General features: G+C 61.4%; 23 protein-coding genes. 20 read left to right on the top strand and 3 right to left on the bottom strand.

The genetic code is table 11. The annotated features are described in order from the left end of the window. The coding region (locus ETD86_RS55600; protein ID WP_484213964.1) for a transposase family protein at window positions 1-653 on the top strand (653 nt) is incomplete at its 5' end. Between the two features lie 898 nt (window positions 654-1,551). Next, window positions 1,552-1,734, top strand: coding sequence for a hypothetical protein (locus ETD86_RS32775; protein ID WP_138670530.1), 183 nt, complete (start codon window positions 1,552-1,554; stop codon window positions 1,732-1,734). Between the two features lie 154 nt (window positions 1,735-1,888). Here ETD86_RS32775 and ETD86_RS32780 read toward each other — a convergent pair whose 3' ends face one another. Further along, on the bottom strand, window positions 1,889-2,386 hold the full coding sequence (locus ETD86_RS32780) for a hypothetical protein (RefSeq protein WP_138670531.1): 498 nt from the start codon (window positions 2,384-2,386) through the stop codon (window positions 1,889-1,891). 180 nt (window positions 2,387-2,566) lie between these two features. On the opposite strand from ETD86_RS32780, the gene ETD86_RS32785 reads away from it, so the two are divergent. Continuing rightward, on the top strand, window positions 2,567-3,295 hold the full coding sequence (locus ETD86_RS32785) for a hypothetical protein (RefSeq protein ID WP_138670532.1): 729 nt from the start codon (window positions 2,567-2,569) through the stop codon (window positions 3,293-3,295). Between the two features lie 696 nt (window positions 3,296-3,991). Here ETD86_RS32785 and ETD86_RS32790 read toward each other — a convergent pair. After that, a complete protein-coding gene (locus ETD86_RS32790) occupies window positions 3,992-5,332 on the bottom strand; it encodes a DNA methyltransferase family protein (protein ID WP_138670533.1) in 1,341 nt (446 codons plus the stop codon). Between the two features lie 249 nt (window positions 5,333-5,581). On the opposite strand from ETD86_RS32790, the gene ETD86_RS32795 reads away from it, so the two are divergent. From ETD86_RS32795 to ETD86_RS32805, 3 genes are all read left to right on the top strand, one after another. Further along, window positions 5,582-7,558 (top strand): AAA family ATPase, encoded by a 1,977-nt coding sequence (locus tag ETD86_RS32795; RefSeq protein WP_138670534.1) that lies wholly within the window; start codon window positions 5,582-5,584, stop codon window positions 7,556-7,558. Then, window positions 7,551-8,150, top strand: coding sequence for a hypothetical protein (locus ETD86_RS32800; protein WP_138670535.1), 600 nt, complete (start codon window positions 7,551-7,553; stop codon window positions 8,148-8,150). The genes ETD86_RS32795 and ETD86_RS32800 overlap by 8 nt, the downstream gene beginning before the upstream one ends. Window positions 8,151-9,385: 1,235 nt before the next feature. Continuing rightward, window positions 9,386-9,949: an NUDIX hydrolase gene (locus ETD86_RS32805; protein ID WP_138670536.1), complete on the top strand. Its 564-nt coding sequence runs from the start codon at window positions 9,386-9,388 to the stop codon at window positions 9,947-9,949. Here ETD86_RS32805 and ETD86_RS32810 read toward each other — a convergent pair. Then, complete coding sequence (locus tag ETD86_RS32810) at window positions 9,927-11,144, bottom strand: NsdA family TPR-like regulatory protein (RefSeq protein WP_138670537.1); 1,218 nt, start codon at window positions 11,142-11,144, stop codon at window positions 9,927-9,929. The genes ETD86_RS32805 and ETD86_RS32810 overlap by 23 nt on opposite strands. Window positions 11,145-11,252: 108 nt before the next feature. Between ETD86_RS32810 and ETD86_RS32815 the strand changes: the two genes are divergently transcribed. The 14 genes from ETD86_RS32815 (at window position 11,253) to ETD86_RS32875 (ending at window position 21,847) form a co-directional block, all read left to right on the top strand. Further along, entirely contained in the window at window positions 11,253-11,678 is a 426-nt protein-coding gene (locus ETD86_RS32815; RefSeq protein ID WP_246148562.1) for a hypothetical protein, read from the top strand. Further along, window positions 11,675-12,010: a hypothetical protein gene (locus tag ETD86_RS32820; RefSeq protein WP_138670538.1), complete on the top strand. Its 336-nt coding sequence runs from the start codon at window positions 11,675-11,677 to the stop codon at window positions 12,008-12,010. The genes ETD86_RS32815 and ETD86_RS32820 overlap by 4 nt, the downstream gene beginning before the upstream one ends. Before the next feature lie 44 nt (window positions 12,011-12,054). Next, entirely contained in the window at window positions 12,055-12,489 is a 435-nt protein-coding gene (locus ETD86_RS32825) for a hypothetical protein (protein ID WP_138670539.1), read from the top strand. A gap of 74 nt (window positions 12,490-12,563) precedes the next feature. After that, window positions 12,564-13,280 (top strand): GntR family transcriptional regulator, encoded by a 717-nt coding sequence (locus ETD86_RS32830; RefSeq protein ID WP_138670540.1) that lies wholly within the window; start codon window positions 12,564-12,566, stop codon window positions 13,278-13,280. Between the two features lie 119 nt (window positions 13,281-13,399). Further along, window positions 13,400-13,819, top strand: coding sequence for a plasmid replication, integration and excision activator (locus tag ETD86_RS32835; protein ID WP_138670541.1), 420 nt, complete (start codon window positions 13,400-13,402; stop codon window positions 13,817-13,819). Further along, window positions 13,816-14,133: a hypothetical protein gene (locus ETD86_RS32840; protein ID WP_138670542.1), complete on the top strand. Its 318-nt coding sequence runs from the start codon at window positions 13,816-13,818 to the stop codon at window positions 14,131-14,133. The genes ETD86_RS32835 and ETD86_RS32840 overlap by 4 nt, the downstream gene beginning before the upstream one ends. A 90-nt stretch (window positions 14,134-14,223) precedes the next feature. Further along, a complete protein-coding gene (locus ETD86_RS32845; RefSeq protein WP_138670543.1) occupies window positions 14,224-15,648 on the top strand; it encodes an FtsK/SpoIIIE domain-containing protein in 1,425 nt (474 codons plus the stop codon). Further along, window positions 15,648-15,848, top strand: a complete 201-nt coding sequence (locus ETD86_RS32850) for a hypothetical protein (protein WP_138670544.1) — start codon at window positions 15,648-15,650, stop codon at window positions 15,846-15,848. The genes ETD86_RS32845 and ETD86_RS32850 overlap by 1 nt, the downstream gene beginning before the upstream one ends. Further along, the gene (locus tag ETD86_RS55605) at window positions 15,841-15,993 is read left to right on the top strand and encodes a hypothetical protein (RefSeq protein ID WP_170223397.1); all 153 of its coding nucleotides are present in this window, start codon (window positions 15,841-15,843) and stop codon (window positions 15,991-15,993) included. The genes ETD86_RS32850 and ETD86_RS55605 overlap by 8 nt, the downstream gene beginning before the upstream one ends. A gap of 38 nt (window positions 15,994-16,031) precedes the next feature. After that, window positions 16,032-17,606 carry a replication initiator gene (locus tag ETD86_RS32855; RefSeq protein ID WP_170223401.1) on the top strand — a complete coding sequence of 525 codons (1,575 nt, stop codon included), beginning with the start codon at window positions 16,032-16,034 and terminating at the stop codon, window positions 17,604-17,606. Beyond that, window positions 17,603-17,794 carry a helix-turn-helix transcriptional regulator gene (locus ETD86_RS32860; RefSeq protein WP_138670545.1) on the top strand — a complete coding sequence of 64 codons (192 nt, stop codon included), beginning with the start codon at window positions 17,603-17,605 and terminating at the stop codon, window positions 17,792-17,794. Before ETD86_RS32855 ends, ETD86_RS32860 begins: the two co-directional genes overlap by 4 nt. Next, window positions 17,791-19,155, top strand: a complete 1,365-nt coding sequence (locus tag ETD86_RS32865) for a tyrosine-type recombinase/integrase (RefSeq protein WP_138670546.1) — start codon at window positions 17,791-17,793, stop codon at window positions 19,153-19,155. The genes ETD86_RS32860 and ETD86_RS32865 overlap by 4 nt, the downstream gene beginning before the upstream one ends. Window positions 19,156-19,850: 695 nt before the next feature. Continuing rightward, the gene (locus ETD86_RS32870) at window positions 19,851-20,438 is read left to right on the top strand and encodes a hypothetical protein (protein WP_138670547.1); all 588 of its coding nucleotides are present in this window, start codon (window positions 19,851-19,853) and stop codon (window positions 20,436-20,438) included. Beyond that, window positions 20,435-21,847: a hypothetical protein gene (locus ETD86_RS32875; RefSeq protein ID WP_138670548.1), complete on the top strand. Its 1,413-nt coding sequence runs from the start codon at window positions 20,435-20,437 to the stop codon at window positions 21,845-21,847. The genes ETD86_RS32870 and ETD86_RS32875 overlap by 4 nt, the downstream gene beginning before the upstream one ends. Window positions 21,848-21,897 lie beyond the last annotated feature (50 nt).

The raw sequence follows: 21,897 nt of genomic DNA on the forward strand, positions 1-21,897 counted from the left end.
GCAATGAGGTCATCGCTGCCTGCCGTGACAACGACACCCGCTTCTCGGTCACCGCCAAACTCGACCCCAAGGTCAAAGCCGCTATCGCCACCATCAGCGAGGACACCTGGAATTCGATCAAGTACCCGCGGGCGATCTTCGATGAGCAGGCCGGTGGCTGGGTCTCCGATGCGCAGGTCGCCGAGGTCGGCTACACCGCCTTCACCAGTAACAAAGGCAAGGCCGCCAGCGCCCGGCTGATCGTGCGCCGCGTCAGAATGCGCAACGAGCAGGCGAGGTGCGGTCAAGACGAGCTGTTCCCGGCCTGGCGCTACGACCCAATCTTCACCGACAGCCCCTACACCCTCATCCAGGCCGAGGCGCACCATCGTGACCACGCGATGCAGGAGCAGGTCAACGCCGATTTGATCAACGAGCCGCTCGCGCACATGCCCTCGGACGTGTTCACCGCGAACGCCGCGTGGCTCACCTTGACGGCCATCACCCACAACCTGCTGCGCGGCCTGGGCTGTCTGGCCTCGGCCTTCCACGCCAAAGCACGCGGCGCGACCCTGCGCCGCCACCTCATCGCCGTGCCCGCCCGGCTGGCCCGGCACGGCCCGGCCGACGGGCGCGGCCACCTCACCCCGCACCCACCCGAGCGATGGCGCTGACAGCCCGCCTGGACTAACGCCTTCATCGCCACCCACGATCCACCCGCCGCAGCAGCGGCCTGACCAGCCGAATCCAGGTCACATAACGTCGACGACCTTCACGGTCACCCGCGCCCAGACGCACCCCGAGCCCGAACGCACCCGGACAAGCCGCGACCCGAGCACGGCGACCCCCCACGCCCGAAAACGGCCCCTTCACCTGCGGAACCGGTCCTCGTGGAGGAATTGGACGAGAAAACGATCAGACCAAATCACGCCGTGGATTCAGGCTGAGGCACCTTGCTGTCGGCCCATCGCAAACGCAGCAGGCCGACGACGCAACCCAAACCGCATCAGCAGCTCGGATCTTGGTTGTCCTGATCAGTTCAACCTGGACCAACACGGCCCGGCGGTCCAGTGAAAACGGGCTGGTACGGCGCTGAACTGCAACCCAGACTGCAACCCGCTACGAGGACAGGCAGGGTCGCTCCCGCTGGGGACACTCCATGGAGACGTCGCCACAACCCCGTACGTGCCCGGCGAACATCACCTACCGTGATGCCCATGCCGCTCGTAGAGCCTCCTCCCCCGGTGGACCCATACGATCATGAGGACCCGTCCTGGCAAGAGGTTCGCGCCACCACGAGAGGGCACGGATTGGCGCAGGCGCGCCGGACATGAGCACGCTGAGCCGCGAGGAATACGAACGAGCGTGCGCTGAGCTGGACTCGTCGCCGATGACCGACGACGAGTGCTTCGGCCCGGAGATCCGCGAGCGCCTGCACGCTCCCCCGATCAGAACTTCGTCGAAACGATCTCCAGACGCCTCGCCCACGCGCGTGGCTGGGGCATCATGCGTCAGCTCCGCGAGAAGCGGAAGCAACTTCGCTGGGAGTTGGGCCGCCGCCTACCCCGTGGGATGTCACGCCAGCAGTACGAGAAGTTCTGCACCGAAGCCAGCATCCAACCGGCCCCCGACGACGCTATACGCGCCATGGCAGCCGACTACCTCGCCCGCGAAGAGATTGACGACCTTCCCGACTTCAACCTGTTCGTCGCCAACTTCCACCGTCAAGGGATCTGGAGAGAAAAGCGGCAGTGACCGTCCCGCACAGGGGGTGATCGTTAGTACGGCAACAACCGTCAATGGCTTTACAGCTCGTGGCCGTTCCGGCTGGGAGATGGCCTCTGACCTGCGTCGTGACGTGGTCTCGGCGCAACGAGTCCAGTGATCATTGCACGTATATTGCACGGCCTCACAGAGAGCTCCAGCAATAGAGCAACTGATCCTCGCTACGGGCGCGGCGGGCCAGGTCTCGCAGCTCCCTGATCAGTGTGGATAGCTGCCGGGGATCAGAGCCGTCATCCGCTGCCCATTGCTCGCCAAGCTCGATGAGCCTTGCGTCGGGGACATCGGCGAGAGTGTCGCGAACGTCGGCTGGCAGCTCTTCGATGCCCGGCCCCACCAAGTACGGCGAATCCTCAGGAAGGGAATCCCACTCCTCCTCGGTCTTGGGTGCACCTTCCGGAGGCGGATAGAGATCAACCGTTTGTACGAGGTCATCGGTGTAGGGCACATTCCTGATCAGCGCGATCAGTTGTGCCAGCGAGTCCCATGGAGCGAACCACTTGGTCTCCACGGCATCGAAAGCAGGGACGCCCGGAAGGGGCTTCTCAACCGCGCGGGGGTAATCCGGCTTGACCACCGCTGCATGCCTGTCCGCGGTGCGGAAGTAGTCATAGAAATTGCTCACTCGGATCCTCCCGTGTCGGGTATTGCGTCTCCCGAACTGCCGGCCGTCGAAAAGCGTGATCATGATGAGATCTGCTGCTGCGAAGATCCCTAGCTTATGAGGCGACGAATGGCCGTGGTGGTTCTCCTGGTGACCGCATCCACGGTGGCTGCAGGGTCGGCCGTACGGGCCGATGCCGTGATGGATCCGGCCGACGCTATTCAGCGCCAGCTCGTACCGGGCCATGGGGTGAAGATCGTCCAGCGTACGCGGACGAACTGGTTCGGCAGTTGGTCTGCCCACAAGCCGGTGCGCGGCGTCGTTGGGTTCGGCAACGGCAAGATCGTGGCCACAGACCTGACGAACTTCAACCTGGGACGCCACGGTACCCGCAACATCTGCATCGGAAAACGCGGCTACCAGTTGTACGCCAAACCCGACCCCGACCGGCCGCTGCCGCCGGGCAAGAGATGGGTCACGTACGAGTGGCCATGCCAGCTCGTGCTGAAGTCCGGCCACCATGTCAGCCTCAGCGACCCGGCCACGCTAAGAGCAGTGTTGGCCACCACCGCGCGCAAGCGGCCCGCCGGAGTCTACGACGGTGTGCGCACCACCCTTTACGAGGGCACCATCACCTTCGCGCAACTCCACAAGGTCAACCCGGGCATGCGCATCGGCTTCCGCAGCAAGCCCACTGGCAAGTACGCCTCCTGGAAGGTGTCCTGGCGGTTGTGGATCGGCCGTGACAAGCTCGTCCGCAGGGCATGGAGCGCATGGCGCGAACCGAACGACAGCCGCGACAGGTCCGCCGGCGAACAGCCCTACCACGCCTTCGTGGATGATCTCCGGCTGTCGGGCTGGGGGATGAAGGCGGACATCCAGCCGCCGCCCGCGGATGAGACGGTTTCGTCGGAGGAGTTGGATGACTGAACCGAACGTCACGCCCGCCACTTGGTCGCTTCCGCGCGACGCGCACGCCTCGCCGACCTGATCATCCCATCTGCCGTCGACCCGCCCGAAGGGGAAGCGGGCCAGGGCCACGGGGACAAGGTGGAGCGCCCCACTGGACGAACGACCTTGACCCCGTGGCCCTGGCCTGCTCGGCTTGTCCCGGGTCGATGGTGGGCGGGATGATCAGGCTTCCACCTCAACCACCTACGGCCTGACACCCGGCGCGGCGATCATCCCGGAGCCGGAGGGCCCCCGCCGGAGGCACTATCTGCGGCGGCGCAGCGTCACTCTGGCGAGCCAGATGATGGTGGGTAGGAGGATCAACAGAACGACGAAGCCAGCTCCGACAGCGAGCTCCGCGTCGCTCCATAGCTGGATCGCAGGATCATCGTTGTTCACCCTGCGAGGCTAGCTGTGGAGAGGATCAGTCGGAATACCGCGCAGACGCGGCCCGAGCGCGGGCGCGCGCGAGAACGGCCCCCAGGCCGCACGCGCAGCGTGGGGCCGCGAGCGGGCCGCGTGGCGGCGCGGAGCGCCGCCCTTGACCTTCATAAGAACGATTCGGCAGCGACAGATGACACAGATGACTCCCCGAGATGACTTCCCAGAGATCCCGTGCCGTAGGGGCGTATTCGCAGGACTAACCCCTTGCACTCGACAAGTACGCGGATCTCTTTATTGCGGCTTCAGAATTACCACACTTTCCCGAAGGTACGGAGAATTTGCGCGTCGACGGGTCAGCTTGCGAGCAACACGGACCTCAGCGACCCGCCAGCCGACCTGTTCCGCTACAGCACCAATAAGAACGTCTGCAGCAATAACAAAGGCTTGATCGTCATTCCCGTGTGCGGAATTTCCTACGATGTAGGCGAGGGTGCCGTCCTCGGCTACAAGAGAGCGGCATACAGCGAGAGTTTGGATCATATCGTCGACATAGCCCGGAATCATCTCCTTGCGTCCTACCGCATACTTGTCCGCTGGTACTGCGGCCACAACAGGCTGGACGATCGCGTCAATGGCATCCGCATAAGTAGCCGACTCATACAAGTTTCCTTGATTGAATCGTAGGCTGGGATGACTTCGTACCGTGGATAGGCGTTGCTTGCGCATATCTTCTGACGTGGAGTAGCACCCTAGTATCCATGACTCCGTCTTGTATATCTCGGTGTAGTCGATGTTGTTCGGATAGGGAGGAGAAAAGACGATCCAATCAAACGTTCCATCGGCTGACAGTCCCGGAAGGTGACGACCATCACCGAAAAAGACATCACCCTGGGCCTCGAGGCTCGCGCTCGAACTAAGGTCTGCCGTCACCAGGCGTAGACGCTCTTCGAAGACCTCTAAGGGACGCCTGGGTTTCCGCCGCTCCATGAATCGCAGCGCGCGACCGTCGCGACGTAGTCGCCCCGACGGCTCCACACAAGCGGCTAGACAGACCCGCAGAATAGACCTACACGGCTCTATTGCGGCTCTATCGATGATCTTTCTGATCGCAACAAGCTCTTCCACATGCGACCGAGGGAAATAGACCTCATTTCGAAGCGTAGACTGAGCCGGCATTTCCAAATCATCGGCATCGAATTCTAAACTGTGAGATTTGATCTCCGCTAACGCCGCTTCGAGGCCAGCCACCAGCGACTGCCCATGCAGCCGGCCAGCGAGTTTGGCCCGAGATAGTTCCCACAGAAACGGATTTCGTTCCACGCCGTATACTTCTACGGAAGTCATATAACGGCCCGCGATATCGACTGCACTGATTAACGTTGTACCGCTACCAGAATATGGATCGTATAGACGAAACCCCGCCGTCGGCTTAAATGAGGAGTCCGTAAAAAGTTGATCCAATAATTGTGATGAGTAAGCTTCTTTCAAGTGAAACCATCGATGAAATGGTTCGGAGGAGTTACCGTTCGGCACCACCAGTCGTCCGTAGGACTCACTGCGATCACTCACCGTCCATGCAGCCTCCAGACGGCGATAGTGACTGTTCAGGTCTGAAGCCTGCGGCCCGGCCATGGCACCTCCACATACGCGTACTCGCTCGTGTGTTCCAACACACGAGAATCTGTACATCATGCCACGTCACACGCCCGCCAGGGCTATTTCGTCCCCCAACAGCACCATCCTGCTGCCACAAAGGGCCATACAGGCACGATCGGGCACAAAGCTGTCTTTTGTCGAGGACTGAGACCTCTAGCGCTACTCCTGTCCGGGCAGCTACGATCCGCCTTTCGGCGTCGAAATCTGGAGAGAAAGGATGGGGGCATGTCCGAAAATGAACCGAAACCCACTATTCGGTTGCCCATAATATCACGACTTTCTTTGTCGCATTTCTCTCTCTATAGAAACCGCTCAGAGAATGTGGTGTCCTTCGATAAGAACGTTCTCTGTATCGCGGGCGCGAACGGGCTAGGAAAATCCACATTTTTGTCTATTCTGAATTATGCATTAACCGGCACAGTGGCCACTCCTGAAGCCAAAGCTCTCTCTACTGCTGAATACTATAGAGACGCCAAGCGATACGCACTAGTTTATTTCGAGGGAAGAATTGATCAGGACGACCGGCAGATTGCCGAGGTTGAAGTTGAATTTAAGGCTGGCGAGTATGCTTACGTCGTCAGACGTGGAATGTTCAATCCAACAAGTCTTCGATCACTAAAGATCCTAGGACCGGGAACTCACGTAGTACTAGATGCGCCGCTGGAAGACGAGGAGTCTGCGACGCGGCTCCATGAGGTCTTCACCGACCATTTGCTCAAGCATACCGGCTTGGCCCAGATGGATCAGTTTGTCTACCTACAGCACTTTTTGCTGACGTTCGACGAACGTCGGCATCTGCTCTTCTGGGACGCTGAAATAGCGCGCATTCTATTGTTTCTTGTCTTTGGAATGGATGCGACTAGGGCCGAGAAGGCTGGAGAGTGGATTCGGAAAGCCGACCGCATGGAGTCGCAAGCGCGCAACGCTCAATATCAGGCAACGACAGCCGCGGGGCAGATTAAGGACCTCCGGGCGCGAGCGTCGACGAGCGCAACGGCTCACGCTGACCTCGGTCAGCAACACGAATTATTGATCGACCAACGTGACGTGGCTGGAGCAGAACTCGAAGAAAAAGCAAGGCTTGAGAAGGACGCACGCTTACAGTTGGGAATCATCGCAGCCGAACACCACGTCTTGATGAGTGACTATGATCGTACATTCATGCGCCGGCTCAACCCTCACAATGAGCCGGGCTGGCATCCGTTTATTGTTAAGCTTGTTCATCAGAATGAGTGCGGTATTTGCGGGTCGGTGGACGTTCAAACGGCGTCCGATATCAAGCATCTGATTGAAAACCACCAGTGTCCCCTCTGCCGCTCTACCATAACCCAAGAGGCGGATCTCCCAGACTTTGAGATGCTGAGAGCTCTCGATTTGAAGCTGAAGTTGAGTGCAGACCGTTTAAAAACGGCACAGGATACAGTCGAGCGACTCTCCGAAGAACTCAAAACAGCAAACGACAAGTACCGAGAGATATCTGCGCGTGTCGACAGCTTTGAAGCGAGCAATGCAGATTGGATAAGACTGGATGCTGCACGTAGTGGTGTGTCAGACGTTATACAGCAACTCCAGCACGAGAGGCGAATGGCTACGGAGCGAAGGGATGAGTTTCGTCGTAGACGGGATGAGTACAGAGCTCTAGTAGAGCCCGTGCGGCGCGAACTAGCCCAGAGGTACGCTGAAGCAGAGTTCGAGTTTCTTCCGCGGTTCCAGGCTCTGGCTCAAGCCTTCTTGGGTGTAGATCTTTATCTAACAATGGAACAGAAGGCTCGCGGGCCCGAGCTGGTGGTTACTATCGCGGGCTCTAGGAGGCGCGCTTCGAATCAACTGTCCGAGAGCCAAAGATACTTCATTGATATCGCGTTGAGAATGACTCTGGCTGAGTACATGCTACGTGATGCAGGTCCAGCCTGTTTGTTTATTGACACCCCCGAAGGGTCGCTCGACATTGCCTATGAACAGCGGGCCGGAAAGATGTTTGGTGAGTTTGTGAGACGAGGTAACAGATTAGTCATGACCGCCAATCTAAACTCGAATCGATTGATTAGAGAGTTGGCTAGGGTTTGCGGCAACTCCCGAATGCATGTGGAGAGGATGACGAGCTGGGCAGTATTGAGCGAGGTTCAAGAAAATGCTGAAGAGCTCTTCGATCAACTGTTTGCGGAGATCCAAGAATGCCTAGACGGTGAGGCGAATGAGTGAAGTTTCCCCGAAAGCCGCATTCGATGCACTTTTTGTTGCGGATAGAATCAATAGAAGCACTGGACCTGTATCACTCGATGAGATACAAGTCTTTATCTATTTGGCATGCCTGTTAGCACTATACGACGGCAAGCCGGTATCTAAGTGGGGATACGGGTTTCTAGCGACGCCAGCGTCTTCTCCATTCAGTGTAGATCTATTTAATGCTATCGAATCTCTCAAAGCAGCACGTTTGTTCAGTCCCCACGATGAGAAAGTGGTGCTAAGCCTCAGGGGGCAGGACGAGTTAGCCATGTGGTGTGAACTAGATTGGTTTGCGGATCGCGTTCCCTACTTAGAAGGCGCAACGGGGGCCTCGGCAGCAATGCCTGTGTCTTCAGTGAAAGCCGGCGTAATTCTAGAGCCCGACATATCTCGGGCGGTTGCTCTAGATGTGCCAAAGGAGCTTCTCGAGGATCCGGAATTTTCCGAAGTGTACGAACAATTTAAGGTACTAAGAACGAGCCTTGGAGATGCAGTTCCAGATCACATGGTGCCTGCAGTGGTGTGGCTTTCCTTTCTCCTTGAACAAGCAGATGCTGCTCGACGTTAGCAGGAGGGGAGCATGACGCGGTTAGACAAGCTTGCCGAAATGGCTCGCGGTCACTATATCGCAGTGACTGCTAAGACTCTTGGGAGCCGAGGAACTGACATACTGCGCGATTTTCTTCCCGTGCTGCAGAGCATACATCGATCCGTCGACTATGAATCCATAAGCGTCGCTCTTACTGTGTGCTTCGCACTGAATGGAAATGCGGCACCTCTAGACTATGAGAAGGCTTATCGAGTCGTTGATGTAAGCCATCTTGCTCTCTACAACTCAGGGGCACTTTTAGTAGAAGCAAGGACTGATGGAACGTTTTATGTTTGGAAGGAGCAATCCGATGTAGAAGCTATGCACGCGGGGCGGGTCATCTATCATTACGAGCCAGGCAAGGGGGAGAAGTTTTGGATAGATGGAGTTGAAGGTGAAGTCCCCTCATCTGTAGCCTTTACGCGCATCTTTGGCATTTCTCGTTTCGAGGATCTCGCTGACTGCCTTAATCATTACGCTATGCATCTAGCCCGCTCTAGCGAGTGCAATATCCTCGCCGCACTATGGCGGGAGGAAGGGCGCGTTATGTGGAAGGCAGGACCCGAAACTGAAATGCGTAAGTCACTATATCAGCATCTCAAGAGTAGCCTTAGAGAAGGAAATCCCGATATCACCCAGGAGACTCGCGTTGATGATCGGAATCCTGTTGACATACAAGTGAAGTGGGAGAATTCTAATCGAATAGCCCTTATTGAGATTAAGTGGATTGGCGCGAGCGGCGTTCTGGGCGATAAGCCGCGAATCACTAAGCGTTGGCCCGAGAGCAGAGCGCTGGATGGTCTTCGGCAGTTAGCGGAGTATCTAGATCTTACCCGGGCTAGAGCAGGCGCCTACGATAGGCGCGGCTTCCTGTTTGTCTACGACGCCAGGCGTGCGAGAGTAACCGCTGATACCTTAGTTCTATCCCGTCGAGACGGGCTTAAATACCAGGACGCCCATATTCGCTTCCAAGCGGACCTGTTGAGTCGGAGTGATATGGCTGCTCCTATTCGGTGCTTTTGCGAACCGAACTTTGCGACGGGTGCAAGTCCTAGCCGGAGATAGGAATCATGTACCGAGTCGCGGTGAGTCGGCCACTTGTAATGCCACAGATAAGCGCCTTACCTGCTCCCATCGGCACAGTGGTGACACAGCCTCGGGGCTGTCGGTTGGAAGCCATGTACCAGAGATGTGCAAAGCGGTAGCTTCGCGGTGTGGCTGATGACGCTGAGCTGACGCGCTGGATCGTGCATGGAGAACGGCTGGTCTACGACAACCGATGGATTCGGCTGGGGCTGGCCGATGTGGAGATCCCGGGTGGGGAGCGGTTCGAACATCACGTGGTGCATCTGGATCGGGCCGCGATTACGGTGGTGCTGGATGAGCAAGATCGTGTCTTGTTGATGTGGCGTCATCGGTTCGTGTTCGATCGGTGGGGGTGGGAGCTTCCCGGTGGGCTGGTCGACGCCGGTGAGGATCCGATGACGACGGCTATCCGGGAGGTGGAGGAGGAGACCGGGTATCGGCCGAAGAACGTTGAGCACCTGGTGAGCTATCAGCCGGTGGCCGGCATGGTGGATGCGGAGCACTTGCTGTTCGTGGCGCGCGGGGCCGAGCTGGTGGGCTCGCCTGAGGGTGAGGTGGAGGCCGATCGGATCGAGTGGATTCCCATGGCGGAGATTCCCTCGATGATTGCCCGCGGGGACATCTGGACGTCGGGAACGTTGATCGGGTTGCTTCAGGCTCAGGTGTGGCTCAACGGCCGAGGGCGCGGTTGACGGCTTTCGACAGTTCGTCGATGCGGCGGCGTTGTCGCCGAGAGCCGGTCATGGTGGCCAACTGCTGGGCGCGGTGGATGTGGGGTTGGGCGGCCTCGGGGTCGCCAACGGCCAGGAGGGCGTGGCCGAGATCGCAACGGACGCCGGATTCGGCGCGGTTGTAGGTGCCGTCCATGCCGGCGAGAGCTGAGCGGAGGTCATCGGCGGTGTCGGGATCGCCGAAGCGGACGAGGCAGTTGCCGCGCCAGCGGGCTACGTGGTGGGCGTTGATAGACAGGTAGGGCATGTCCGGATCGCCATCGCCTTCGGGGAGTAGGGCGGCGGCCTGGTCGAGAGCTGCGCGGCAGGTGGTCTCGTCGCCGAGGATGGCGGCGGCTTCGGCTTCGGCGGCTGAGAGCCAGGTACGGAGGCGGGCTGGTACCCGGGCGTGATGCTGCTCGTGAACGTGTTGGAGGAGTTCGGTGGCTTCGGCGGGGCGGCCGAGCTCCATGAGGACGTATGCCTGTTCGCCGGAGACGTAGGCCAGCAGGGCCGTGTCGTCCGCCTCGTAGGCGGCGGCTTTGGCGCGCTCGTAGTGTGTCCAGGCGTCGTTGAGGGCGAGGGTGTTGATGGCCTGCCATCCCGCGAGTGAGGCAGTTTCGGCGAGCAGGTGGGCGAGCTGGGCGCGGATGCCGGGGCGAACGGCGTGGCGGTGGGCGCGTTCGATCTGGGCTATATGGGCGCGCATCTTGTCGGCGATGGCGGGGCCGCCGAGTTTGCGGTCCAGGAGGCGCAGGTTGTTGGTATCGGTCCGCAGGATCATGACCGTGGTCGCGTCGATCGCGGTTGCGGCGTCCAAGTGGTTGATCAGCTCGGTGGTCTGTTCCTCGTGCTGGTCGTCGTGGTCGCCGGTGGGCGAGGCGATGTCCAGCGGGGCCAGGCCAAGGAGCATGCGGGCGTGATCGGGCAGGCGTAGGCCGGCGGCGATGCGTTCGATGACGGCGAGTTCTTTGACGGCTCCGTCGCCGTGGAGGATCTTGTTGACGCGTGGCTGGCCGAGGCCGGTCGCGGTGCCGATGCGGACCTGACTTGCACCGTATTTGGTCGCGAGACCGAAGAGTCCGGCAATGTCGCGTTTGGTGAGTATTTCCCGCGTTTGTTCTTGATCCCAGACAGTAGCGGGTAGCTCAATTGGGTCGAACGCGCCATTCTGCATTGCTGACCTCCGGCTTTCTGTTGCCGGGATGATGCATTTCCGTGTGGCGGAGCCTATATCTCGTCGTGCTATACCAGCGTGGGATAGGTAAGAAAAGTATGGGCAATCATGCTGTCCGGCATGACAACGCCAGTCAGATGCACAGAATGCGACGGACGAGGCTGGAAGATCGTCACTCGGCGCGGCCATGTGACGGCTGCGGGAGTTGGCCTGGCGGCATCTACCCGTGAGGAATGCCTGTACTGCCCCACTCCGGCCGAGACGCCGCACGAGCGGTTCGAGTGGGAAGTTCGTATCGCATCGGCGCACGGTGAGGCCCTGGGGGCGTGCGGATCCAGCGCATTCCAGGCCACCGCGATGGACGAGTTGCGCAAGGCGATGCGGGGCATGCCGCGCGACGTCTCGATGCGGGGTGGCATCGCGCTCATGGTCTACGACTTCGGCGCCGGCGATGACGGCTGGTCGAAGCGCGAGATTTTCCGTGCGTACGTCGATCCGGCGGGATCGGTGCGGTTCGAGCGAGTGGTCAAATGATCTCGCCCGTTACGATCACTGTTGATCCCTGCTGGTCGGCCGGCCTTCTCCAGGAGGCATTGCGGCGCGACGGAATCAAGGCCGATGTCCATGACGGTTATGGGCTGGCGCTTGTTTCGGTCTGGGTGGGCCTGGTCGTCTGGTGCGACGGCGGGCGCTTTTGGTGGCGTACCGGGTGGAATGCCGGTCGTCGGCGCGTCATTTATGCCTGGCATCCGGCGGCTGATCCATTTCGGGCGGCCCGTCGTATCGCCATGCGGTACGAGGAATTGCGCACACTGCAATGCGCTGCGGCGGGCCGGCACGAGGTGCACTCGGCGGAGCCTCAATGAGCGGGGCATGGGAGCGCGTCGGGAACCGCGCAACGATCGTGACCATGGAGCACAGCCCCGTCTCCACGCGTGCCTACCGATCTATGCTGATCGGGAGCGAAGGGCTGGTGGTGGCGGTGCTGCGCAATGGCAACGTCGCTCTCCTGAAGCTCGACGGCGAGTGGCACGACCTTCCGGCCGGTGTGCGGCGTTGGGCGGTTGCATGGGATGACCTCGCTATTAATGATCCGGCGTGCGAGTCTGAGGTCACTGTCCAGGCGTACGTGGCCGGTTTCTCGAAAGAGGGCCGCGTACTGAGGCAGCACGCCGTTGTGCCTGGAACGAACGTGGCCATTTGTTCTTCGCCGGTCGGTCCCCTGCCCGTCTGTGGCTGGTCGCTGGCCTTCTCCCCCGATGTCCCTCAGGCGTGCGCGAAGTGCCTCGCGCTCCTTGATGCTTCTGATCGGGAAGACAGTACGGTCGCTATGCCCGCACCCTGATGGGGCCTGACAAGCCGATCCTCAACCGGTACTGTGCTTATGCGGACGAGTGCAAGAGTGAACGGGCGGTTGAGATGAGCATGGACTTCGCCCCACCAAAATACGCCCAGGTGATGCGGGCCATTCAAGAGCGCATTGAGTCGGGCGAGTACGCCCCGGGTGACATGCTGCCGTCCGAGACGCAGTTGGTGCGAGAGCTGGGCGTCGGCCGAACCACGGTGGTGCGGGCGCTTCAGACCTTGGCCATGCAGGGCTGGATCGAGCGCGAGCACGGGCGCGGATCCTTCGTGAAGGGCCGTCCCGAGAGTACGGCCGAGCGTGTGAGGCCCAGCCAGTCGACCACCGAACAGGGCGAGACTCTTGATGCCGTGGTTGAGGCAGGGCGCGTTCCGGCTCCCCGGCATGTGGCGCGTCTGCTGGGGGTCGCTGAGCAGACTCCGGTGATCATGCGTAAGCGGGTGGCTCGACAGGGCGACGTGGTGTCGGCGGTGGAGACGTTCTGGGTGCCGCTGGAGTACGCACTGGAGACGGACCTAGACAAGCCCGAGCCGCTGCGGCGCGGGATCCGGCAGCATCTCCAGGCGGTCAAGCATCTGCGCTTTGATCACATCACCGAGCGGGTGAACGCGCGCAAGCCAACCAAGGAGGAAGCCGAGTTGCTCGGCTCGTCCAACCCGGTGCTCGGCGTGCTGGCCACCGTGCATGATGCGGCCGGCGCGGTGCTGATGGTGGTCGGCATGGCGCTGCCGGGCAGCCTGCACGAGCTTGAGGATGTCTTCAAGGTCAGCTAACTCTTACCCGGACCCTTCGGCTTAACCACTTGTGCGGACGAGTTGCTCTCGCCTACTCTCAACTTATGCGGACAAGTGGACGAGCGAACGTAGAGCGCGTCCCGAGGGAGAGGAACCCCATGGCACTCCAAGGCCCCATCCCGATCACCTTCGAGCAGGCGTTCCCACACGGCTGCTTCCTGGTCGGCCAGGTCGAACAGGTCAAAAACTTCGAGGCATCCACCAACGGCAAGACCGTCTACGCCAAGGACAAGACCACCGGTGAGCCGATCTGGCAGGTCCCGGTCATGGACGGCGACACCACGCTCAAGGCCGGCCAGAAGACGGTCGCGGTCAAGATCTTGTCCGCGACGCCGCCCATCGCACCGCCTCCGATCTCCGGCCTACCGATCGCGCCGGTCGAGTTCACCGGCATGACCGTCACCCCGTACGTCAACCCGGCCGGACGGCTGGCCTACTCCTACCGCGCCACCGGCATGCGCCCGGCCCGTCCCAAGCAGCAGGCGGCGCCCACCACCGGTAGGGAGACGGCGGCGTGAGCTCCGGGCCGTACACCTACGTCACGCTGTCGATGCGTCCGGACTCCGCCCCGCACCTGGGCATCTCCTTCCACACGCCCGGCCTGCGGGTCAGCTCCGGAATCCTGCTCAGCAACCCGCGCCCGTACCTGGAGCTCAGCTCCCACGAGGCGAACGTGCACATCTCCACCACCGCGGCCGGACCAGTCACCGACGCCGACCTGGCCACCGCCCGCGAGATCTTCAACGCCGCCGCACGCTACCTGGCCGACTGCGAGCGCCTGCACACCGAACAGTCGGCCACCCCCAAGGACGCCGACACCACGGCGGCCTGACCCGTGCAAGGCGGGGCCGCCAGAAGCGGCAACTTCCGGCGGCCCCTTCGGTTCTCCCCTGACTTCCACATCACGAGAGGCATCAAGCTTATGTTCAGGCGGCTTCCTGGCGATGAGGCACGGAACCTCGTCACCACGACTCCGGATACGGCTGTGGTGTTCCGCCCAGCCGTTGTCACCACTCCTGCCATCCTCACCCTGATTATTCTCGCTGGGCGCATTGTGGTCGGCCTCGTCCGGGCGACATGGCGTCACCCCATCGCCATGCTCGCCGCCGCCACGCCCGGTGTGCTCACGCTGGTGTACGGCTGGCGCGTCGCCCTCCTGCTGTCCACGCCGACCCCGGTAGGGCTGATCGCCTGGGCGCTCACCAACCGGGTCTCCTTCGCGCGGCTGGTCGGCTGGCGGTTGCTCGCCTGGTGGCGGCTGATCTGGGTGTACCGGCGGCATTGGCAACCCGTCATGATCGTCTCTGGGTTGGGACGGCATATCCGTGGCCGCGACTACCTGCCACGCCTGGTCAAGGTCACCTGTACGCCGTGGGCCGATCTGGTCAGCGTGCGCATGCTCAAGGGGCAGGCGGTCAAGGACTGGGCCGACCGCATCGATCATCTCGCCCAGGGCTTCGGCGCGACCTCCTGCCGGGTGGCATTGTCGCAGGCGGGCCGGATCACGCTGACGTTCCCGCGTACCGATCCGCTGGCCACGCCGATTTCGGCTGTTCCTCTGCCTGCTGAGCCGAGCGTGCGCGCGGTCGAGGTCGGTATGCAGGAAGACGGGCAACCGTGGCGGCTCAAGGTGCACGGCACACATGTCCTGGTCGCCGGCGCGACGGGAGCGGGCAAGGGCTCGATCATCTGGTCTGTCATCCGCGGGCTCCTCCCCGCTGTGCGGGCGGGGCTGGTGGAGCTGTGGGCGCTGGATCCCAAGCTGATGGAGCTGTCCTACGGCCGCGCCCTGTTCGGCCCCCGGTACGCGGCCACCCCGGAAGATTGCGCCGACCTGCTCGATCGGGCGGTCAAGGTCATGCAGGAACGAGCGGCACGGTTCGCCGGCCTCCAGCGCTCCCACGCCCCGACCATCGATGACCCGTTCGTCCTGGTCGTCGTCGACGAGGTGGCGTTCCTGACCGCCTACCAGTCCGACAGGGAGCTGAGGCGGCGCATCTCCGCTGCCCTGGCCACCCTGACCACGCAGGGTCGCGCGGTCGGCGTCGGCGTGCTGGCAGCCCTCCAGGACCCCCGCAAGGAAGTCATGAACATCCGCAACCTCTTCCCCGACAAGATCGCCCTTCGGCTGGACGAGTCGGAACAGGTGGACATGGTCCTCGGCGACGGCGCACGCGACCGTGGCGCCCTGGCGGACCACATCTCCCCCGTCCCCGAGCTGGGCGCGGGCGTCGGCTACGTACGGCTGGAAACCAGTCCCGACCCGATCCGGGTCCGCGCGGCCTACGTCTCCGACACCGACATCTGCGTCATGGCCGGCGCCTTCGCCCCTGGCGGTGGTGCGTGATGCGGGTCTGCTTCCACGGCACCTCCGAGGAAATCGCGCTGGTGGCAGGCCGCCCGATGCTGGTCCTGCTGACCGCCCGCGACCTGCCCCGGCTGCGAGTCTTCGAGGTCTTTCACCCGCACGTGCTGCGCCACCCCTACCAGGAGCGCTACCGCCTATGCGCCGAACTGACCGAGACGGAGGTAACCGACCATGCGTGACCTCGCCTACCTCCTCGACGGCCTGCGCTGCTCCGCCTGCCTCGCCGAGAACACGCTGTGGATGGATCTCGCGGCGGGACTGGTCGAATGCCGCGAGTGCGGCCAAGGCGCACTCCTCCCCCTCGACGCCGAGGAGGAACTGTGACCTACGACCGGTCCCTGCCCCGGGCCGAGCGCCAGCGGATGCCCCGGGCACGCGATGTCGCCCAAGAGGTAGCCAAGGAACACGGGGTCTGCATCCGACCCATCGCGCTCCAGCGCCTCGACACCCACACCGGCCACCGCGAGATCATCGATGTCCCATGCGGTGCCACCCTGGACGCCGTGTGCCCACCATGCGCCAAACGCAACCGGCAGCTCCGCATGGCCCAATGCCGGGAAGGCTGGCACCTCGACCACGAACCGACCATCACGCCCGACGAGCCCAACGACGAGCAACGCTGGCTGATCGAGTTCCGCTCGGACATGCAGGCCAAGCGCGACCAGGCAGATCAAGCCAGCCAGGACACGACCGACCTGGACGCGATCATCACCGGACTCGATGAAGAGATCAACACGGCGGGCATGCGCGGCAACGTGCTCGCCGGCGCCAGCGGCAAGCGAAACCGCTCGACCAGGCGACGCCAGGACGCCCCGGACCTGCCCAAGCGAAAGATGGCGAACACGACACTGGGCCGAACCTTCACCAGCTCGAACGGCAAGGCCTACCGGCCCTCGCTGTTCGTCACGCTGACCCTGCCGTCCTACGGCAAGATCCGCGACGGCGTCCCCCTGGACCCTGACACCTACGACTACGTCCGGGCGGCACGGGACGCGCTGCACTTCTCCAAGCTGGTCGACCGCTTCGTGCAGAACCTCCGCCGCGTGGCCGGCTACGACGCGCAGTACTTCGCCACCGTCGAACCACAGAAACGACTCGCCCCGCATCTGCACATGGCCATCCGCGGGACCCTGCCCCGCGCTGAGATCAAGCAGATAGCCGCGGCCACCTACCAGCAGGTTTGGTGGCCCCCGGCCGATCGTGCCGTCTATGAGGGTGATCACCTGCCTGTGTGGGAGAACGGCGTCGGCTACCTCGATCCGGACACCGGCGAGATACTGCCCACCTGGGACGAAGCGCTCAACCAACTCGACGCCGACGAGAGTGCCCAACCGCTGCACGTGGTTCGCTTCGGTCCTCAGGTGGACGTGCAAGGCGTGCTGGCCGGCACTCCGGATGCCGACCAGTGCATCCGGTACCTGTCGAAGTACCTGACCAAGTCCCTCGGCGGCGGCTGGAACCCAAACAACCAAGCTCAGCGCCAGCACGCCGAACGCATGCTTGAGGCGCTGCGGCTCGAACCCTGCTCCCCCACGTGCGCCAACTGGCTGCGCTACGGCATCCAGCCCAAGGGCGCCAAGTCAGGCATGGTCCCCGGCCAGTGCCGCGGCAAAGCCCACAAGCCCGATCACCTCGGCTACGCCGGCCGACGCGTCCTGGTCTCCCGCAAGTGGTCCAACAAGACCCTCGCCGAACACAAGCAAGACCGCCGTACCTGGGTCCTGGAAGCCCTCGGCCAACCCAACGAGCCCACCGACCCACACCGCTACGTCTGGAAGCCCGTCCCGGCCGGAGACGCCAACCTGCCCCCACTGGCCGTGCGCCTCCTTCGCGCCGTGGCCGAACGCGAACGCTGGCGCGCCCACATGGCGGAACTCCAGGCCAGAGCAGACGGCCAAGATTTTTCGGCAATCGTCCACCCGGGGAGGGCGGCATGAGCGCACGAGACGAAATCCTCACCGTTGCTCAGGTCCTCGACGAGCTCGGCGGAGTCTCCCGGCGGACCTTCTACCGGTGGCGGGAGATCGGCAAGGCCCCGGAGGGCTTCAAGCTGCCCAACGGCGAACTCCGCATTTACCGGAGCGAGTTCACCGCGTGGCTTCAGAGCTTGCGGGAGGCTGCGTGAACACCTCATATGACGTGAAGCTCTGGGCGATCTCGCGGAACGAGTCGAGCAAGACGCCGTCCTACGTCGTCCGCTGGAAGGTCAGCGGCCGACAGAAGTCCAAGACGCTCAGGACCAAGGCGCTCGCCGAGAACCTGCTGTCCGACCTGCGTCAGGCGACCAAGAATGGTGAGCCGTTCGACATGGAGACCGGTCTCCCGCTGTCCATGCTCCAGGCCAAGAGCACTCGCACGGTCCTCGACTTCGTCCGGGCATACATCGAGATGAAGTGGCCGCACATGGCCGCCAAGAGCCGCGACAGCATCTCCGACGCGCTCGCCACGGCGCTTCCCGCACTCGTCAAGGATCGGCCTGGCCAGCCCGACGCCGAGCTGCTTCGCACGGCCCTGCGCAAGTACACGCTCCTCCCCAAGGCCAAGAGGCCGGTCCCTCCTCCCGATATGGAGCGAGCGATTCGGTGGCTGGAAGGTGCGTCGCTCGACGTGGTCGACCTGGGCGAGACGAAAACCGTACGGCTGGCGCTCGACGCGATCGCGCTACGGCTCGACGGCAAGGCGGCCGGCGCGAACACCGTCCGCCGCAAGCGAGCCGTCCTGCACGCGGTGCTGGAGTATGCCGTGGAGTTGGAGGAGCTTTCGGCAAATCCGCTGCACCGGATCAAGTGGAAACCGCCCAAGACCACCGAGACCGTGGATCCCCGCATCGTGGTCAACCCTCGACAGGCGCAAGAACTGCTGACCGCGGTGACCTACGAGGGCAGGAGGGGGCGCGGTCGGCGGCTCATGGCCTTGTTCGCATGCATGTACTACGCCGCCCTCCGGCCCGCCGAAGCCATCGCCCTACGGAAGGAGGACTGCGACCTTCCGGAGACGGGCTGGGGACGCCTCCTCATCGACGTCTCCCGGCCCGAGGTCAACACTCAGTGGACGGACACTGGTGACGCCCACGAGGAACGCGGACTCAAGCACCGTGGACGGGATGACGTCCGACCCGTGCCCATCCCTCCAGCCTTGGTCAAGATCCTTCGTAACCACATCGCCGAATTCGGGCTGGGACCGGACGGCCGACTTTTCCAGAGCGAGCGCGGCGGCGTTGTCGCCTCGACGGCCTACACCGAAGTCTGGCAGGAGGCCCGGAAGCTCGCCTTCACGCCCGCCCAGGTCGCCTCTCCACTCGCCAAGCGCCCCTACGACCTCCGGCACGCGGCCGTCTCCCTCTGGCTGAACGCCGGCGTCCCGGCCCCGGAGGTCGCCGAGCGGGCCGGTCATAGCGTGGACGTCCTCCTCCGCGTCTACGCCAAGTGCATCGATGGCCACCAAGAGATCGCCAACCGACGAATAGACGACGCACTGGCGGCATGATGTGCCACCTGCAAGCCATCGGGTCCCGGATGATCTCCGGGGCCCGTTCGCGTTTCAGGGACACTCGACCCCCTGAAACCGCTGGTCCGACCTGCAGAAACAGCTCCAAGATCATTGCGCATATATTGCGCGACCACCGACAAACGGCCGCTCAGAGCTGCCCACGGCCGCATGTCCCCGAAATGCAGAAGAGGCCCCGTAGGGCCTCTGAGCTGCACTTACTGCTGGTGGCAGGTGCAAGGTTCGAACTTGCGTAGGCTGAGCCGACGGTTTTACAGAGAGACCAGGCATAAAGGTCCATACACAGCCTGACCTGGCGTAAAGCAACTGGCGACGGTGTTCTGAAGCGCCGCTGTTCCGCCTCTGTTCCGTGTTCATGGCTGAGAGGCCCTTGGGCAAGATCTACCGGACGTCACAAGCGGATGCACCGACATCCTCGTTTTCTGGCCCCTACAGGGCTTACAGAGCCTCAAACTTCGTTCCCCGCTTCCCCCCGATGGCGGCTAACCCGGTCTACCACCAGAGGGCCCCCGCCCCCGGCCGCGAGAGGCAACCCACGTGGCCCATTGAGCCTGCGTCCCAGCTTCGCTCTACCGTTCGAAGGTATAGAACTGCAATCTTTCCTTACGCAACAAAACGATATCGAGACCCTTGGGCGTCGTGACAGGTGCAGATCTTGAAGTTACGGTCCAGGAGTGGTAGCTGGGGAGACGCATCAGGAGAAAGGCCGCAAAGCGGCCTACTTTGTTCAGAGGTGGCTGGAAAGTACGACGCGAGTTGTGGTCCCATGGGTAGTCTACGATACACCACAACAAACTACACTACAGCTTCTAAACGGCAAGGAAGAGTCTTTCGACCTTGCAGGCTATTTTACCGATGCGACCAAGCGCCAGTTCTACGTAGAAGTGAAAGCCTACGATGGCAATCACAGTAAGCAGCCGGTTGCATATCGCGAATACTTAGCCAACTGCTATTCCATTACGAAGCAAATGATGGACCATTTTGGGCCAGACAAGTGCTGGGAGTTCATGTTCGTCACATGGCACCCATTTCTTGTTGACAAATGGTCGCAGCATTGCACAGAACCTGCAATTCTAGAAGCACTTAATCAATATCCGGACCGGCTTGCTGGACAAGAACCCGATCACGACATAGTTAAAACCCTCACTGAAAGACTTTGGTTGATCGTCTTATCCACTCGCCACGAGGAACTAGTAATGGATAGCCGTTTCCTGGGCCATATAAGACAACTTGTCACCTCGTCCCCTGCGGCGCTGCCATGAGCGGCGACCCGGGATTTCAGAGTAGAATAAACGACGCGCTCGCGCAGCGTTCCGGTGACGCTGTAATAAGTGACGTAAAAACCGTTGTAGCCCGAGAAATAGAGGCTGTAGATCGTCGGGTCTCTATTAAGGCAACCGACTATTTTACCCATTCCTTCATCCCAGACTTTGTACTCCTGTGGAACGATGACGGAAAAGAAGCAACGCGTGACGTCTACTTGCGTCACAACATTTCCAATCCGATCATCGCGAATGACCTCGAAACCTTGCATGAAGGCGGCCCTCTTTTCCTTGGCCTCAGGGCCTCAACCGACATCCCACAGGAAACAACCGAACGGCTTGAGGCTTACGACGATTGCCTAGTGTCCGAAGCGAGAGCCCTAGAGGAGTTTATACCTGGTCATGCTCAGACGGTCATTTCACAGATCGTTAACGAATCTCTCATGAGGGGGGCTAGAGGAGTTCTTACTCACAAGCAAGCCGCCGAGATGGCAAAGAGCGCTGCTCAAATTGAGCGACGTATTGCCAATCAGGCAACGCCAATAGTGGAAACCAGCTTGGGGCAGTTCAACTCCCTCTTCCAACGCGAATATTCTCTTCGTATTGAACGAGTTGCTCAACTGCTATGGATGAGCCATGGTGGGCAGCTAGAGGAGTTTCCGGGATCTAAGTCCCTCACTGTACGCCTGTCCGAAAGAGAATTGACTCGCCTACTCCCCCTAATTCTTCGCTCTGAGACAATAGACAATCGGCTCTTTTGGCGACAACTTGGGGAGCTGGTAACGCTTCCAACCTTAGAGTCTCTCGTCAACATAGCGGCGAGCGGCAATCTAGATCTGCTAATAAACTGCAACATAGATCGAATTCCGGTTAGTCAGATGGCCCTTCGCTACTCGGCTCCGAGACTCTTCGACACACCAGAGTCTTTTCAGTGGACTATCCGCGAATCGATTCTGACCCTAGAAACCGCGGACATGTCCTTGTCTTTTGTCTCGGATCGCCGGAGGCTCGCCAAATGGCCAAGCCCGGGACGACCCCCTACATGGCGAGAAATTCAGCCGCGTTCCGCTAAGTACTTGATCGAGGGCATCGAGTTGTTCGGGCCTACCGCGAGGGCGGATGTACAGGCGCAGCCAATCGGAGGTACGAGTAGCCTAGGAAATATTGACCAAATGAACGCCGCACTGGGTGATCAAGCACGAGTAGGTTCAATGAGTGTGCGGGTTCCCGGGACATCCAGAACGGTCATATGCGACTTCGAACGCAGTACTGTTGATAGTGGCGAAAGGCCTATCGATCTGCGTCCTCTAGCTCGCCATGGACTCGACCTTCTGTATCAGGCGTCTGATGCTCTCCTGGAGCAGCTCGATCTTTTCTTCGGCGACGCTCCAGTTTTTACAGATTCTTGAGCCCAACCTGACTTTCCTCCTGGGCTCAATCTCAATGATCCTGGCCGTCA

This window comes from Nonomuraea turkmeniaca (genome assembly GCF_005889735.1).
Lineage (GTDB): Bacteria > Actinomycetota > Actinomycetes > Streptosporangiales > Streptosporangiaceae > Nonomuraea > Nonomuraea turkmeniaca.

Bases quoted from the DNA above. Each gene is read 5' to 3' on its own strand.
- ETD86_RS32775 (WP_138670530.1), top strand. From the start codon at position 1,552: ATGTCACGCCAGCAGTACGAGAAGTTCTGCACCGAAGCCAGCATCCAA.
- ETD86_RS32785 (WP_138670532.1), top strand. From the start codon at position 2,567: ATGGATCCGGCCGACGCTATTCAGCGCCAGCTCGTACCGGGCCATGGG.
- ETD86_RS32790 (WP_138670533.1), bottom strand. From the start codon at position 5,332: ATGGCCGGGCCGCAGGCTTCAGACCTGAACAGTCACTATCGCCGTCTG.
- ETD86_RS32795 (WP_138670534.1), top strand. From the start codon at position 5,582: ATGTCCGAAAATGAACCGAAACCCACTATTCGGTTGCCCATAATATCA.
- ETD86_RS32800 (WP_138670535.1), top strand. From the start codon at position 7,551: ATGAGTGAAGTTTCCCCGAAAGCCGCATTCGATGCACTTTTTGTTGCG.
- ETD86_RS32810 (WP_138670537.1), bottom strand. From the start codon at position 11,144: ATGCAGAATGGCGCGTTCGACCCAATTGAGCTACCCGCTACTGTCTGG.
- ETD86_RS32815 (WP_246148562.1), top strand. From the start codon at position 11,253: ATGCTGTCCGGCATGACAACGCCAGTCAGATGCACAGAATGCGACGGA.
- ETD86_RS32820 (WP_138670538.1), top strand. From the start codon at position 11,675: ATGATCTCGCCCGTTACGATCACTGTTGATCCCTGCTGGTCGGCCGGC.
- ETD86_RS32825 (WP_138670539.1), top strand. From the start codon at position 12,055: ATGGAGCACAGCCCCGTCTCCACGCGTGCCTACCGATCTATGCTGATC.
- ETD86_RS32830 (WP_138670540.1), top strand. From the start codon at position 12,564: ATGAGCATGGACTTCGCCCCACCAAAATACGCCCAGGTGATGCGGGCC.
- ETD86_RS32835 (WP_138670541.1), top strand. From the start codon at position 13,400: ATGGCACTCCAAGGCCCCATCCCGATCACCTTCGAGCAGGCGTTCCCA.
- ETD86_RS32845 (WP_138670543.1), top strand. From the start codon at position 14,224: ATGTTCAGGCGGCTTCCTGGCGATGAGGCACGGAACCTCGTCACCACG.
- ETD86_RS32850 (WP_138670544.1), top strand. From the start codon at position 15,648: ATGCGGGTCTGCTTCCACGGCACCTCCGAGGAAATCGCGCTGGTGGCA.
- ETD86_RS55605 (WP_170223397.1), top strand. From the start codon at position 15,841: ATGCGTGACCTCGCCTACCTCCTCGACGGCCTGCGCTGCTCCGCCTGC.
- ETD86_RS32855 (WP_170223401.1), top strand. From the start codon at position 16,032: ATGCCCCGGGCACGCGATGTCGCCCAAGAGGTAGCCAAGGAACACGGG.
- ETD86_RS32860 (WP_138670545.1), top strand. From the start codon at position 17,603: ATGAGCGCACGAGACGAAATCCTCACCGTTGCTCAGGTCCTCGACGAG.
- ETD86_RS32875 (WP_138670548.1), top strand. From the start codon at position 20,435: ATGAGCGGCGACCCGGGATTTCAGAGTAGAATAAACGACGCGCTCGCG.